The following is a 14,052-nucleotide window of genomic DNA, read 5'->3' on the forward strand; positions in this document are numbered from 1 at the left end:
GGGGCCGGAACCGCGGGCCTCGCCACAACAGGACGCCAAGGCGATCCTGTACGCACCAACAAGCACGAGCTGGAGTGGCTCAGCCTTCCGAGAGCCACTCCCGCAGCTCCTCCTTGAGGGAGCGCTGGAACGCCGTCACCAGGGCCTGCACCACCATCGGCTGCATATGGGCCGACAGGGAGCGCATCGCCGCTACGTGCTCGGGGTCCGACTCCCGGTCCCGGTAGGGCCCCCACACCTCGTCGCGGAAGAGCCGGGACAGCTCGACGGCCGCCGAGCGGGTGTGCTCCATCAGGACCGTGCGCGCCGCCAGGATCGTCTCGTGCGCGATGGGTACGTCGAGGAGTTCCACCCCCAGGCGCAGCAGCCCCGGATCGACGCGGTACGCCCCCGGGAGCTCCGTCGGCGCGACGACCCCCATCGCCGAGAGCCGGTCGAGATCCGCCTCGGTCAGCGCGCGGCCCGTCCTGCGCTCCAGCTCCGCGCGGTCGGTCTCCTCGGCCGCATCGGGGGCCCAGGAGGCCACCACCGCACGGTGGATGGCCAGGTCGTGGGCGCTCAGGTCGGGCGGCAGCTGTTCCAGATACCGCTCGATCGCCGCCAGGGTCATGCCCTGGTGCTGGAGTTCCTCGATGAGCCCGAGCCGGGAGAGATGCTCCTGGCCGTAGTGACCGACCCGGCGCGGGCCGATCACGGGCGGCGGCAGCAGGCCCTTGGTGCTGTAGAAGCGGATGGTGCGGACGGTGACGCCCGCGCGTGCGGCCAGTTCGTCGACCGTGAGCGTCGGCTCGTCGGTGTCCGACGTCGTCGTCATCGTCATGGCAGCGCTTCGCCTCCCCAGTTGTGCACCGATCAGGTGCAACAGTATTGCTGTCTCACCACTGTTGTGAAAGCGTCCCGCCCAGTCACTTGCTTCGTCGATGACGCCAGGAGGCGGTCATGACCACGATCCTGCGACTTCCCGGGGAACCCGCCGACATCACGCTCCCGGCCCTGCTGCTGCGCAACGCGGAGGACCACGGCGACCGCCCCGCACTCTCCTGGCGCACCACCCCGGAAGGGGAGTGGACGACGCTCACCTGGCGCGAGGCCCGCCGCAAGGTCGCCGTTCTCGCCGCCGGGTACACGGCTCTCGGCGTCCGGCGCGGCGAGCACGTCCTGATGATGATGGGCAACCGCCCCGAACACTGGCTGAGCGACCTCGCCCTCGTCCACCTGGGCGCGGTCCCCGTCACCGTCTACAACACGTCGGCCCCCGAACAGATCGCGCACATCGCCCGGCACAGCCGCGCCCGCTTCGCGATCGTCGAGGGCGCCGGCGAACTGGCCCGGTGGGAGCCCCTCCTGTCGGACGACACGGCTCCGCTGGAGCGCCTGGTGGTCGTCGAGGCGGCCGAGGCGGGACCGCACCGCACGTACGGATCCCTGCACGCCACCGGAGGCAGGCTGTTCGACCCGGACGCCTTCGAGAAGGGCTGGCGCGAGTCCCGGGCCGACGATCCGCTGACCGTCGTCTACACCTCGGGCACCACCGGCGACCCCAAGGGCGTCCGCATCACGCACCGCAACGTCGTCCTCAACGGCGTGGCCCTGGACTCCGTCGTCGAGCTCCCCGACTTCGTGGAGCACATCAGCTACCTCCCCTTCGCCCACGTCGCCGAGCGCATGCTCGGCATCTACCTGCCGGTGTTCCGCGTCTCGCACGTACACCTGTGCGCCGATCCGACCGCCGTCGCCGCGACCGCCCGCGAGCTGCACCCCGCGCAGTTCTTCGGCGTCCCGCGCGTGTGGGAGAAGCTGGCCGCGTCCGTACGGGCCGCGCTCGCGGGGCTGCCGCAGGAGCAGCAGGAGTCCATCGAGGCGGCGAACGAGGCGGTACGCGCGCGTGTGGCGTACGTGGAACGCGGCGAAGAACCGTCGGCCGACGTCGAGACGGCGTACCGCGAGGCCAAGGAGCGGGTCCTCGATCCGCTGCTCTCCCTGGCCGGGTTCGACCGCCTGGTGTGGACCGCGAGCGCGGCGGCTTCGATGCCGATGGACATCGTGCGCTTCTGGTCGGGCTTCGGCCTCGTGATCATGGACGCGTGGGGGCTTACGGAGACGACGGGCGTCGTCACCATCAACACCCCGGCCGCCTTCCGGCTCGGTTCGGTGGGCAAGCCCCTGGAGGGCCTGGAGATCCGTACCGACGCCGACGGCGAGATCCTGGTGCGCGGCGCGACGGTCTTCGACGGCTATCTGCTCCCCGACGGCGGTGTCGCGGGGGCCTGCGACGCGGACGGCTGGTTCGCCACCGGCGACGTGGGCCGGATCGACGAGGACGGCTTCCTCTGGCTCACCGACCGCAAGAAGGAACTGATCGTCACCTCGACGGGCAAGAACGTCTCGCCCGCGCTCGTCGAGAACACCCTCAAGGAGCACCCCCTCATAGGCCAGGCCCTCGTCCACGGCGACGGCCGCTCCTACCTGGTGGCGCTGCTCGTCCTGGACACCGAGATGGCCCCCGCGTGGGCCGCGGCGCGGGGCATCACGGGCGACCTGCTGGAGAGCGAGGCCGTGCACGAGGAGATCGCGCGGGCCGTCGAGGCGGCGAACGCGCGCCTCAACCGCACCGAGCAGGTCAAGCGCTACCGGCTCCTGGGGGAGGAGTGGGGCCCCGGCACAGGGGAGCTGACCCCGTCCCTGAAGCTGCGCCGCAGGGTCATCAGGGAGAAGTACGCGGAGGCCATCAACGGGCTCTACGCCCCGTGAGTCACAGGCCGTACACCGTGTGATCATCATGTGTACAGGCCCTGCCCACCATGTGAGAAGTGCCGCTATGTGACGTGTGCCACCGCATGCCGGGCGATCTCTGGGGGAAGGTGTCGCGTCGGTCCACGCACGTCAGGGGTGTCGTGGACCGGAGCACATCCGGACACCGGAGTTTTCCGGGCACCAGAGAGTAGACCCCCCACGTGAGCAAGGAAGCCGTAGACACGGCCGCTGCGGACGCATCCCGCACAGATGCGTCCCAGGCCCCCGCGGACGCGGGCGACGCCGGTTACAGCAAGGACCTCAAGGCCCGTCACGTCAACATGATCGCCATCGGTGGCGCGATCGGAACTGGACTCTTTCTCGGTGCGGGCGGCCGCCTGCATTCCGCGGGCCCCGCGCTCGCCGTCGCGTACCTCGTGTGCGGCATCTTCGCCTTCTTCGTCGTGCGCGCCCTCGGCGAGATGGTCATCTACCGGCCCTCGTCGGGTTCGTTCGTCTCGTACGCGCGTGAGTTCCTCGGCGAGAAGGGTGCCTACGTCGCCGGCTGGATGTACTTCCTCAACTGGTCGACCACCGGCATCGCCGACATCACCGCGATCGCGCTCTACACGCACTACTGGAGCTTCTTCACCGACATCCCCCAGTGGGTGCTCGCGCTGATAGCCCTCGCCGTCGTCCTCGTGATCAACCTGATCTCGGTCAAGTACTTCGGCGAGATGGAGTTCTGGTTCGCGATCGTCAAGGTCGCGGCCCTGGTCGCCTTCATGCTGATCGGCATCTTCCTGCTGGTCACCCAGCACGACGTCGGCGGGCAGACGCCCGGTCTGAGCGTGATCACCGACAACGGCGGCTTCCTGCCGCACGGCCTGATGCCGGTCGTGATCGTCATGCAGGGCGTCGTCTTCGCGTACGCGTCGCTCGAGCTGGTCGGCGTCGCGGCGGGCGAGACCGCCGAGCCGCAGAAGGTCGTCCCGCGCGCGGTGAACTCGATCATGTGGCGCGTGGGCCTCTTCTACGTCGGCTCCGTCGTCCTGCTCGCGCTGCTCCTGCCGGGATCGGTGTACTCGGCCGACCAGAGCCCCTTCGTGACGGTCCTGTCCAAGATCGGCGTCCCCGCGGCCGGTGACGTGATGAACCTGGTCGTCCTCACGGCGGCGATGTCGTCGCTGAACTCGGGCCTGTACTCCACGGGCCGCATCCTGCGCTCGATGGCGATGGCGGGTTCGGCGCCGAAGTTCACCGCGCGGATGAACAAGAGCCAGGTGCCCTACGGCGGCATCCTGCTGACCTCCGCGGTGTGCGTGCTCGGCGTCGGCCTGAACTTCCTCATGCCGAGCCAGGCCTTCGAGATCGTCCTGAACGTGGCGTCCCTCGGCATCATCAGTACCTGGGTGATCATCATGGTCTGTCACCTGGCGTTCGTCCGCCGCGCCAAGGAGGGGCTGATCAGCCGGCCCAGCTTCCGGCTGCCCGGCAACCCGGTCACGGAGATCGTCACGATCCTCTTCCTGCTCGCCGTGCTCGGCCTGATGTGGAAGGACCCGGAGATCGGCCGCAAGACGCTCTACCTCATCCCGATCATCGCCGCGGCGCTCGCCGTCGGCTGGTACGGCATCCGCCGTCGGGTGGACCGCGAGACCGAGGGCCTCTCGAAGTAGCGGTCGATTCTCGAAGTAGCGGTCGAAGCGACTGCCCGAAGCGGTGGCGTCACGTCGGAGAGGACATGTCTCCGGGGTGGCGCCACTTCTTCGTTCGGCAGGCGCGTGGCGGGAATCACTCAACTGCCGTGCAGATGCGCGTTGTTGTGCACTGATGAGCGGGTAGACCGGCTGCATGCAGCTCATTCCCATGCAGCTAGGGCCGATCAACCCGGAAGTCGAGCATCTCGCCGTCGGAGCCGTGCTGTTCGGCACCCTCTATGTCTTCGTCAGGCGCATGGTTCTGCGCGTCAATCGCGTACTGGAGGAGCGGGCCGCGCTCCTCGAAGGGGTCACCGGTGGACCGGCGGCCGACCTGCGGCGCGAGGCCGAGCGGATACGCGCGGAGTACGAGGCGACGCTGGCCGAAGCCCGTCGCGAGGCCGCGCAGGTGCGCCAGCGGGCCCGGGAGGAGGGCGCCGCCCTGATCGCCGCCGCCCGCGAGGACGGCGTGCGCGAACGTGATGAGGCGTTGGTGGGCGGGAAGTCCGTGATCGGGGCCGAGCGCGCCGCAGCGGATGCCGAACTGCGCAGCCACGTAGCGGAGTTGGCGTCCGAGCTCGCGAGCAGGATCGTGGGGGAGCCGGTCGCGGCGGGAACGGGTTCCGGCCGCTAGGGACTACTTTCGCGTCCCACCGGGGGCCGCGCGGCCCACTGGTCTGGCGCCGCGCCCGCTGTCACGGCAGGCTCGCACCATGGAACTCATGGTGCCGGTCAAGGACGGCGAGGTCTGGGCGCACGACTCGGGAGAACCGGGAGGTCCGGGGAGCGGTGCGGGCGCCGCCGCGCCGCCGCTGGTCCTGCTGCACCCGGGCGTCGCGGACTCCCGCGTCTGGGACGGGATCCTGCCGCGCCTCACCCAGGAGCGCCGGGTCATCCGCTACGACGCGCGGGCGTACGGCAGGTCGCCCGCCCCCACCACGTCGTTCACCCTGGTCGAGGACCTCACCGCGGTCCTCGACCACTTCGACGTCGCCCGCGCGTTCCTCGTGGGATCGAGCATGGGCGGCACCACGGCCATCGGCCTCGCGCTCGCCGATCCCGCCCGGGTGGCGGGGCTCGCCCTGCTCGTCCCCGGGATCACCGGCAACCCCGACTTCGTCATGGCGGAGTTCACGGCCGAGGTGGGCCGGCTCGCGCAGGCGGGCGACATGGACGGCATCGCGGCCCTGGTGCTGCGCACGTCCGCCGCCGCGGGGACCGGGGACGACTCCGAAGTACGGGCGCTCATCGGCGCGGTGATTCCGGCCTGGTTCGCCGTCCACCCGCACCAGGTGCCCGACCCGCCCGCCTTCGACCGGCTCGGCGAGCTCGACGTGCCGTGCGTCCTCGCCCTGGGGGAGCGGGACGACCCCGAGGTGGTGCGCTGCAACGAGGAGATGGCGGCGCGCATCCCGGGCTGCCGTCTGGTGCGGCTGCGGGGCAGCGACCACTTCCCGACCCTGCGTGAGCCGGACGCGGTCGTGGACGTCATCCGGGAGGCGTACGCAGCCGCGCGGTAGGTGGTGCCCCCCCGGAGTGGATCGCGCTGACCAGGGCCGTCGCATACTGGCGCATACTGGAACGCACATAAACCGGGCACCTGCCGGGGGGCCCGCCGACCCCTGGGAGCCGCGAGATGCCACACCGCAGCCAGGCTCCCGAGCCGTCCCCGCCCGGCGGGATCCTGTGGGACGTCGCGGGCGACGTCCGCGCCCTGCTGGCCCTGCCCGCGGCGCTCACGATGCAGGTCGCGCATCCCGCGGTGGGTGCCGGCGTCGACACGTACTCCGTCTTCCGCACCGATCCCTGGGGGCGCGGCGAGCGGTCCCTGCGGTCGCTGCAGACCTGGGTGTACGGCGGCGAGAGCGCGGCCGAGGAGGGGCGCAGGCTCCGCGCCCTGCACCAGCACATCCGGGGCACGGACGCGCACGGCCGGGACTACCACGCGCTGACGCCCGCCTACTACGCGTGGGTCCACGCCACCGGGTTCCCCGTCTACCAGCACGCCCAGAAGTACCTGGGCCGGCCCTTCACCGAGGCGCAGGAGCGGCAGCTGTACGCGGAGTGGCTCCAGGTCGGCCGGATCCTCGGCATCCACGACCGGGACATGCCGCAGACGGTCGAGGAGTTCTGGCCCTACTACGCGAAGGTCCTCGCCGACGAGTTGGAGGAGACGGAGGTGGTCCGCGACCTCATCGCCACGGACGCCCCGGTCCCGCCGCCGGACCGCGGCCCCTACCTGCTGCGGGTGACCCTGCGCGCCCTGTGGCCGCTGCTCCTGCCGCCGCTGGCCCGCTTCCGCCGCTTCATCGCGATCGGCCTGATGCCGCCCGACGCGAGGTCGGCCATAGGCCTGCCGTGGACGGACACCCAGGAGCGGAGGCTGCGCCGCTTCGGCCGGTTGACCCGCGCGGTGGTCCCGCTCCTACCGGAGCGCCTGCGCTACCTGCCCCTGGCACGCAGGGCTCGTGCGCACCGGTGATCACCGGCTCCGCCGAGTTCGTCCTCAAACGCCGGACGGGCTGATCCCCCACCCCCCCGGCCCTTAACCGGACGGACTGATCTGCCCGCCCACCGGCCTTTCGCCGGACGCGGGACGAGCTGATCTGCCCGCCCGCCTTTCGCCGGACGAGCTGATCTCCCCCGCCCCCCCGTCCTTCATCCAGCATGCGCCGCCGGGTAATCGGGTGGGTGGGCGGGAGAGAATCGCCGCGAAGCGGCGGCCGGATCAGTGGCCGTGCACACCGTTCGTCGCAGCGATCGACTTCCACGACTTCGGCGCAGCCGGAACCGCGGCGGACCGAGCGATCCCCGCCCCCCGGGCGGCAGGATCAGACGGCCTGGACGGCTGGTACAGCCACGCGTCGAACAGCGCAGCGAGCGGCTTGCCGGACACCTTCTCCGCGTACTTCACGAAGTCACCCACCTTCGCGTTGCCGTACGCGTGCTGCTTCGGCCACCCCTTCAGAATCGCCGAGAAGGACTTCTCGCCGACCTCGTTCCGCAGCGCCTGCAAGGCCAGCGCCCCGCGGTCGTACACGGCGATGTCGAACTGGTTCTCCGGCCCCGGGTCACCCGGCTTGACCTTCCAGAACGGGTCGTCGGCCGGATGCTGGGCGTACACGTAATCGGCCAGCTCCTGCGCCGTACCCTCGCCCTCCTTCTCCGACCACAGCCACTGGCTGTACCGCGCGAAGCCCTCGTTGATCCAGATGTCCTTCCAGCCGTCCACCGACACGCTGTCGCCGTACCACTGGTGGGCCAGCTCATGGACCACGACGGACACGTTCGACCCGTTCGCGAACTGCCTCGGGCTGTAGAACGGCCGCGTCTGCGTCTCCAGGGCGAAGCCGCTCGTCACGTTCGGGACGTACCCGCCCAGAGCGTTGAAGGGGTACTTGCCGAAGACCGTCTCCAGCCACTCCGCGACCTCGGTGGACCGCTCGATGCTCGCCCGCGCCGCCCCCGCGTTGTCGCCGAGGTCCTTGCTGTAGGCGTTCAGGACGGGCAGGCCGTCCGCGGTCTTGTCCGTCGTGATGTCGAACTTGCCGACGGCGAGCGTCGCCAGATAGCTGGCCTGCGGCTTGTTCGAGCGCCAGTTGTAGCGCGTCCAGCCGAGCTTCGAACTCTGCGACTGCAGCACGCCGTTGGAGATGGCCTGCGAGCCGTCCGGCACGGAGACCGAGACGTCGTACGTCGCCTTGTCCAGCGGGTGGTCGTTGGACGGGAACCACCAGGCGGCCGAGTCCGGCTCCTGCGCCGCCACCCCGCCGTCAGGCGTACGCGCCCACGCAGTGAAGCCGTTGATCTTCACCTCGGACGGCTTGCCCGCGTACCGCACGACGACGGTGATCGGCGTGCCCTTGGGCAGACCGGCCGCCGGAGTGATCTCCAGCTCCTGCTCGCCGGACTTCTTGAAGGACGCCTTCTTGCCGTTGACGCGCACCTCGCTGACCTTCAGGCCGAGGTCGAGGTTGAAGCGGGAGAGGTCCTGCGTCGTGGTGGCGTTGATGGTCGCCGTGCCCTCGAGCAGGTCGGTCTTCGGCTGGTACTTCAGCCGCAGGTCGTAGTGCGAGACGTCGTATCCGCCGTTGCCGCTCGCCGGGTAGTAGGGATCGCCGATACCCGGAGCCCCGGGCGTGAAGTCGGCGGCCGATGCCGGGATCGCCAGCAGCAGAGAGGCCGCGAGCGCGCCAGGGGCGATGAGTCTGCGGTGCACAAGAGCTCCAAGTCGTAGGGGCACATCGGTAGATGAGACCGAAGATGATCCGACCTTATTGAGCCCGGTGGCCACGCGTCATGTCCATGGTCGCTCCTGTCACACGATCGCCATTCGGCCGACATGTGCCAAAACGCCCCATGAGCCTGTCGCCGCCGCGCACCGCCCTCTGTCGCGCGGGAGTTGACCGGTGTACCTTCCGCGCCATGCCGATACGTGCGCGACGCACACGCCTGATCCGGAGATCACTCCTCACGGCGGCCCTTGCCGCCCTGCTGGCCACCCTCGTGGCCCCGGGAGCCGCCCAAGGGACGCCTGGCGGCCCACGTGAGAGCAAGCCCGTCTACTCGTACGAGAGCGCGATCCGCGAATCCGTCTGGGTCGACACGAAGCTGGACGGGGACGGCGACGGGAAGTCCGACCGCGTCGCCGTCGACATCGTCCGGCCCCGCGAACCGGCCGCCCAAGGCCGGAAGATACCCGTGATCATGGACGCGAGCCCGTACTACTCCTGCTGCGGGCGCGGCAACGAGAGCCAGAAGAAGACGTACGACGCGGACGGCAACCCCGTCCAGTTCCCCCTTTACTACGACAACTACTTCGTGCCCCGCGGCTATGGATTCGTCGCCGTCGACCTCGCCGGAACGAACCGCTCCGACGGCTGCGTGGACGTCGGCGGCCGCTCCGACGTCCAGTCGGCCAAGGCCGTCGTCGACTGGCTGAACGGCCGGGCCCGCGGCTACACCACCCGCACCGGCGGCAAGGACGCCAAGGCCTCCTGGTCGACCGGCGCGACCGGAATGATCGGCAAGAGCTACGACGGCACCGTCGCGAACGGCGTGGCCGCCACTGGAGTGCGAGGTCTCAAGACCATCGTGCCGATCGGCGCGATCTCCTCCTGGTACGACTACTACTTCGCCAAGGGCGCCCCGCTCTACGACAGCGGCCCCGAGTGGCTCTCGGACTACGTGGAGAGCCCCGAGGCGCGGGCCCGCTGCGCCGCCGTACAGAAACGACTTGTCGACGAAGCGCCCCGCACCGGCGACTGGACCCGCCTGTGGAGCGAGCGCGATTACACCCCGGACGCCGACAAGGTGCGGGCCAGCGTCTTCGCCGTACACGGCATGCAGGACCTGAACGTCCGCACGAAGCACTTCGGCCAGTGGTGGGACGCGCTGGCGAAGGAAGGCGTCGACCGTAAGGTGTGGCTCAGCCAGACCGGGCACGTCGACCCCTTCGACTTCCGCCGGAGCGACTGGGTGCGCACGCTGCACCGCTGGTTCGACCACGAGCTCCTCGGCTACGACAACGGCATCGACCGCGAGCCGATGGCCGACATCGAGCGCGCCCCCGGGCAGTGGACCACCGACCGCGTCTGGCCCCCGCGCACCACGGACACCGTCAAACTCCGCCCCGGCAAGGGCACTTCACCCGGCGTCGGCACCCTCGGCACCCGGCCCGGCACCGGCAGCGAGACCTTCACCGACGACCCGAAGCTGAGCGAGACCGACTGGGCCGCGCAGATCGACACCTCCACCCCGTCGAAGGCCGGGTTCATCAGCAGGCCCCTGGGCCGCGACCTGCGCCTGTCGGGCTCATCCGAAGTGACCGTCACCGCGACCCCGACGACCCGAACCGCCCACCTCTCCGCGGTCCTCGTCGACCTCGGCCCCGCCACCATCCGTGACTACGCGGGCGCCGGCGAGGGCATCACCACGCTCCCCGAACGCACCTGCTGGGGCCCGAGCACCGGCGGCGACAGCTCCTGCTTCAAGGAGACGCGGGCGAAGACCGCCGACGTCGACTACACGGTCTTCAGCCGCGGCTGGGCCGACCTCGGCAACTGGGCCGACGAGCACAGGGGCCGACCCCTCACGCCGGGCAAGAAGCACACCATCACCCTCGACCTCGCCGCGAGCGACCACGTCGTACCGAAGGGCCACCGCCTCGCCCTGATCGTCGCGGGCACGGACAAGGACCTCATCGACCCCCCTGCCGACACCCCGACGCTCGCCATCGACCTGTCCCGCACCTCCGCGAAGGTCCCGCTGGTCGGCGGCGCCGACGCGCTGCGCACCTCCTCCGAGACCGTCACCCCCCACGGATCCCGTCTCGACGGCGTGGCCCCGCCGCGTTCGTTCCGCCCCGTACCTGGAGGCAGCCCTTCATGAGAGCCCGCACCGGCCGCACGCCCCGCATCCGCACCCTGGCCCTCGCCTGCGCCACCGCCGCGCTCGCCGCACCGCTCCTGACCGTGCCCGCGCAGGCGACCTCGACCCCGCCGCGCACGGGATTCGAGGAGAGCGACGGCGCACGCTGGACCAGCCAGCCCGAGGAGCAGAAGCTCCTCGCCGCCGTCGACAAGGCGACCGACCGGGTCTCCGTCTCCCGCATCGGCACCACCGAGCAGAACCGGCCCGTGCAGCTCGTCCGCATCGGCGAACGCCCCACGAAGAACACCGTGTTGCTGATCTGCAGTCAGCACGGAGACGAGCCGTCGGGCCGCGACGCGTGCCTGTCGACCATCCGCGACCTGGCGTACGCGAAGGACAAGAAGACCCGCACGTTCCTCTCCCGCACCACGCTCCTCGTCGTCCCCACGGCCAACCCGGACGGCCGCGCCGCCGACACCCGCGGCAACTCCGACGGCGTCGACATCAACCGCGACCACATCGCCCTGAAGACCGCGGAGGCCCGCGCCATGGCCGCCGTCATCCGCGACCGGCAGCCGGACTCCATCTACGACCTGCACGAGTACGGAGCGACTCCGAAGTACTACGACAAAGACCTGTTCGACCTGTGGCCGCGCAACCTCAACACCGACGAGGCGGTGCACGACGAGGCGCGGACCCTCTCCGAGCGGTATGTCAGGCCGGCCGCCAACAAGTCCGGACACACCACGGGAACGTACGGAATCTGGACCGATCCCGTGACCGGTGACCCCATCAAGCAGACCGCGGGCGACGGCCAGGAGCGCATCCTGCGCAACGTCTCCGGCATCAAGCACGCGGCGGGACTGCTCATCGAGAGCCGCGTCGATCCGCTCACCGACGCGGAGAAGGACGACGAGGCGCTGAACAACCGGCGCCGCGTGAACTCCCAACTCTCCGCGCTGGGTGGCCTGTTCGCCTACGCCGACGAGCGACGCGGTCAGCTGGAGGCGGCCACCGGAGCGGCCCGCGTCGAGGGCTTGCGCGATCGTGGGCCCATCTACCTCGGCGGCGCCGACAACGACCCCGCCGAGCCGTCCGAAGTGATCCAGGACCCGCCCTGCGGCTACCGCCTGGACGCCGCGCAGTACGGCGACATCAAGGACGAACTCGCCCTGCACGGAGTCAAGGTCAAGAGGGACGGAAAGGGCGCCTATGTGCCGTTGCGGCAGTCCGCGCGGGCCCTCGTACCGTTGCTGCTCGACGAGCGCGCGCCCTACCACCTGGTCACAGGATCGCCCGACACCCGCTGTTGAGTGATTGATAGGTGCGTCACATGTGGTACTGGGTAGCGGACCACAGAGTTCGTACGAATGCTCAACCGTGAGAGGTGTGCTTGTGACGCAAGACCAACAGAAAGCGGACGGCGGGGGAGGGGACGGGCATCTGATGCATGCCGCTCACGACGGCGCGCGTCCCCAGACCGACCGCATCGTGTTCGGTGTGACCGCCGTGCTCACCCTGGCCTTCGTGGTCTGGGGCGCCGTCGCCACGGACTCGCTCGAGAGCGCTTCCACGAAGATGCTCAACGGCCTGATCCACAACGGTGGCTGGGCCTTCATGCTGGCGGCGAGCGGATTCGTGGTCTTCGCGCTCTGGCTCGCCGTCAGCCGGTACGGGAAGATCACCCTGGGTGAGGAGGGCGAGGACCCGGAGTTCCGCACCGTCTCCTGGGTCGCCATGATGTTCAGCGCCGGTATGGGCATCGGCCTGATGTTCTACGGCGTGAGCGAACCGCTCGCCCACTTCACCACGCCCCCGCCGGGCACCGATCCCGCCGACTCCGCGGCGAAGATGGAAACGGCGATGTCCACCACCCTCTTCCACTGGACGCTCCACCCGTGGGCGATCTACGCGGTCGTGGGTCTGGCCATCGCGTACAGCACCTTCCGGCGCAAGCGCAGGCAGACCATCAGCGCCGTCTTCACGCCGCTCATCGGCGAGAAGCGCGCGAACGGCGCCTGGGGCAGGGTCATCGACATCATCGCCATCTTCGCGACGCTCTTCGGCTCGGCGGCATCGCTCGGCCTGGGCGCCCTGCAGATCGGCAGCGGTTTCGAGGTCCTTGACTGGATGGACAACGCGAGCACGGGTCTGCTCGTCTCGATCATCGCCGTCCTGACGGTGGCCTTCGTGGCGTCCGCCATCTCCGGTGTGGAGAAGGGCGTGCAGTGGCTCTCGAACATCAATATGGTGCTCGCGCTGCTGCTCGTGGTGTTCGTCTTCATCGCGGGCCCGACCGTCATCATCCTCGACCTGGTGCCGACGTCCATCGGCGCCTACCTCGGCGACCTGCCCCAGCTGGTGGGGCGCACCGAGGCGTCGAGCGGCAAGGGCGTGTCGGACTGGCTCGGCAGCTGGACGGTCTTCTACTGGGCCTGGTGGATCTCATGGACGCCCTTCGTGGGCATGTTCATCGCCAGGATCAGCCGTGGGCGCACGATCCGGCAGTTCGTGGGCGGCGTCATCCTGGTGCCCAGCACCGTCAGCCTCGTCTGGTTCGCCGTCTTCGGCGGATCGGCGATGAAGGTCAAGGAGCGCGGCGGCCTCGGTGGCGAGTCGACCCCCGAGGGCCAGCTCTTCGGCCTGCTGCACGAGTACCCGATCGCCACGGGGACGAGCCTGCTCGTGATGATCCTCGTGGGTATCTTCTTCGTCTCGGGTGCCGACGCCGCGTCCATCGTCATGGGCACGCTCTCCCAGAAGGGCGCGCTCGAACCCGGCAAGCTCGTGGTCGTCTTCTGGGGCGTCGTGACGGGAGCCGTGGCGGCGATCATGCTGCTCATCGGCGACGGTTCGGGGAACGCCCTGCAAGGCTTGCAGAACCTGACGATCCTGGTCGCCGCGCCCTTCGTGCTCGTCATGATCGGGATGTGTGTGGCGCTGATGCGGGACCTGCGCCACGACCCGCTGATCGTCCGGGGCGAGCACGGCACGGACGCCGTCGAGAAGGCCGTGATCGCGGGCCACGAGCAGTACGACGGTGACTTCGAGCTCCGCATCGGCCCGAGCGACAACGGCAACGACGACGAGGAGAGCGGGGCCACGAAGGTCTGAGTTCTCTGCGCTCTCAGGAGGCGGCCGTCTCGTTCGCGAGGCTGTCGCCTCCTGCGCGTCGTCGTCCAGCCGGGGCACGCCTTGTACGCCATCGACCATGCGTACGCAGACCGGGGTCACACCACGGTCATCC

Annotated in this window: 10 protein-coding genes; 8 read left to right on the forward strand and 2 right to left on the reverse strand. The window is 69.9% G+C overall.

Annotated features, from left to right (window positions below; all coding sequences use genetic code 11):
* Positions 1-79: 79 nt before the first annotated feature.
* Positions 80-814, reverse strand: a complete 735-nt coding sequence (locus ACFUPX_RS02165; protein WP_383314853.1) for a MerR family transcriptional regulator — start codon at positions 812-814, stop codon at positions 80-82.
* Positions 815-939: 125 nt separating this feature from the next.
* Here ACFUPX_RS02165 and ACFUPX_RS02170 point away from each other — a divergent pair, with 125 nt between their 5' ends.
* The 5 genes from ACFUPX_RS02170 (at position 940) to ACFUPX_RS02190 (ending at position 6,915) form a co-directional block, all read left to right on the forward strand.
* On the forward strand, positions 940-2,751 hold the full coding sequence (locus ACFUPX_RS02170) for an AMP-dependent synthetase/ligase (RefSeq protein ID WP_383314324.1): 1,812 nt from the start codon (positions 940-942) through the stop codon (positions 2,749-2,751).
* A 203-nt stretch (positions 2,752-2,954) separates the two neighbouring features.
* Entirely contained in the window at positions 2,955-4,412 is a 1,458-nt protein-coding gene (locus ACFUPX_RS02175) for an amino acid permease (protein ID WP_383314327.1), read from the forward strand.
* A 175-nt stretch (positions 4,413-4,587) separates the two neighbouring features.
* The gene (locus ACFUPX_RS02180; protein WP_383314330.1) at positions 4,588-5,067 is read left to right on the forward strand and encodes a hypothetical protein; all 480 of its coding nucleotides are present in this window, start codon (positions 4,588-4,590) and stop codon (positions 5,065-5,067) included.
* A gap of 79 nt (positions 5,068-5,146) precedes the next feature.
* Positions 5,147-5,953 carry an alpha/beta fold hydrolase gene (locus ACFUPX_RS02185; RefSeq protein ID WP_383314333.1) on the forward strand — a complete coding sequence of 269 codons (807 nt, stop codon included), beginning with the start codon at positions 5,147-5,149 and terminating at the stop codon, positions 5,951-5,953.
* Positions 5,954-6,069: 116 nt separating this feature from the next.
* The gene (locus ACFUPX_RS02190) at positions 6,070-6,915 is read left to right on the forward strand and encodes an oxygenase MpaB family protein (protein WP_383314336.1); all 846 of its coding nucleotides are present in this window, start codon (positions 6,070-6,072) and stop codon (positions 6,913-6,915) included.
* A gap of 246 nt (positions 6,916-7,161) precedes the next feature.
* Here ACFUPX_RS02190 and ACFUPX_RS02195 read toward each other — a convergent pair whose 3' ends face one another.
* The gene (locus ACFUPX_RS02195) at positions 7,162-8,652 is read right to left on the reverse strand and encodes a M1 family metallopeptidase (protein WP_383314339.1); all 1,491 of its coding nucleotides are present in this window, start codon (positions 8,650-8,652) and stop codon (positions 7,162-7,164) included.
* 206 nt (positions 8,653-8,858) lie between these two features.
* Here ACFUPX_RS02195 and ACFUPX_RS02200 point away from each other — a divergent pair, with 206 nt between their 5' ends.
* From ACFUPX_RS02200 to ACFUPX_RS02210, 3 genes are all read left to right on the forward strand, one after another.
* On the forward strand, positions 8,859-10,823 hold the full coding sequence (locus ACFUPX_RS02200) for a Xaa-Pro dipeptidyl-peptidase (RefSeq protein WP_383314342.1): 1,965 nt from the start codon (positions 8,859-8,861) through the stop codon (positions 10,821-10,823).
* Positions 10,820-12,118 (forward strand): M14 family metallocarboxypeptidase, encoded by a 1,299-nt coding sequence (locus ACFUPX_RS02205; RefSeq protein WP_383314345.1) that lies wholly within the window; start codon positions 10,820-10,822, stop codon positions 12,116-12,118. The genes ACFUPX_RS02200 and ACFUPX_RS02205 overlap by 4 nt, the downstream gene beginning before the upstream one ends.
* A gap of 133 nt (positions 12,119-12,251) precedes the next feature.
* On the forward strand, positions 12,252-13,919 hold the full coding sequence (locus tag ACFUPX_RS02210) for a BCCT family transporter (protein WP_383314348.1): 1,668 nt from the start codon (positions 12,252-12,254) through the stop codon (positions 13,917-13,919).
* The last annotated feature ends 133 nt before the right edge of the window (positions 13,920-14,052 follow it).

The organism is Streptomyces sp. NPDC057302 (assembly GCF_042667685.1).
Taxonomy (GTDB): domain Bacteria; phylum Actinomycetota; class Actinomycetes; order Streptomycetales; family Streptomycetaceae; genus Streptomyces.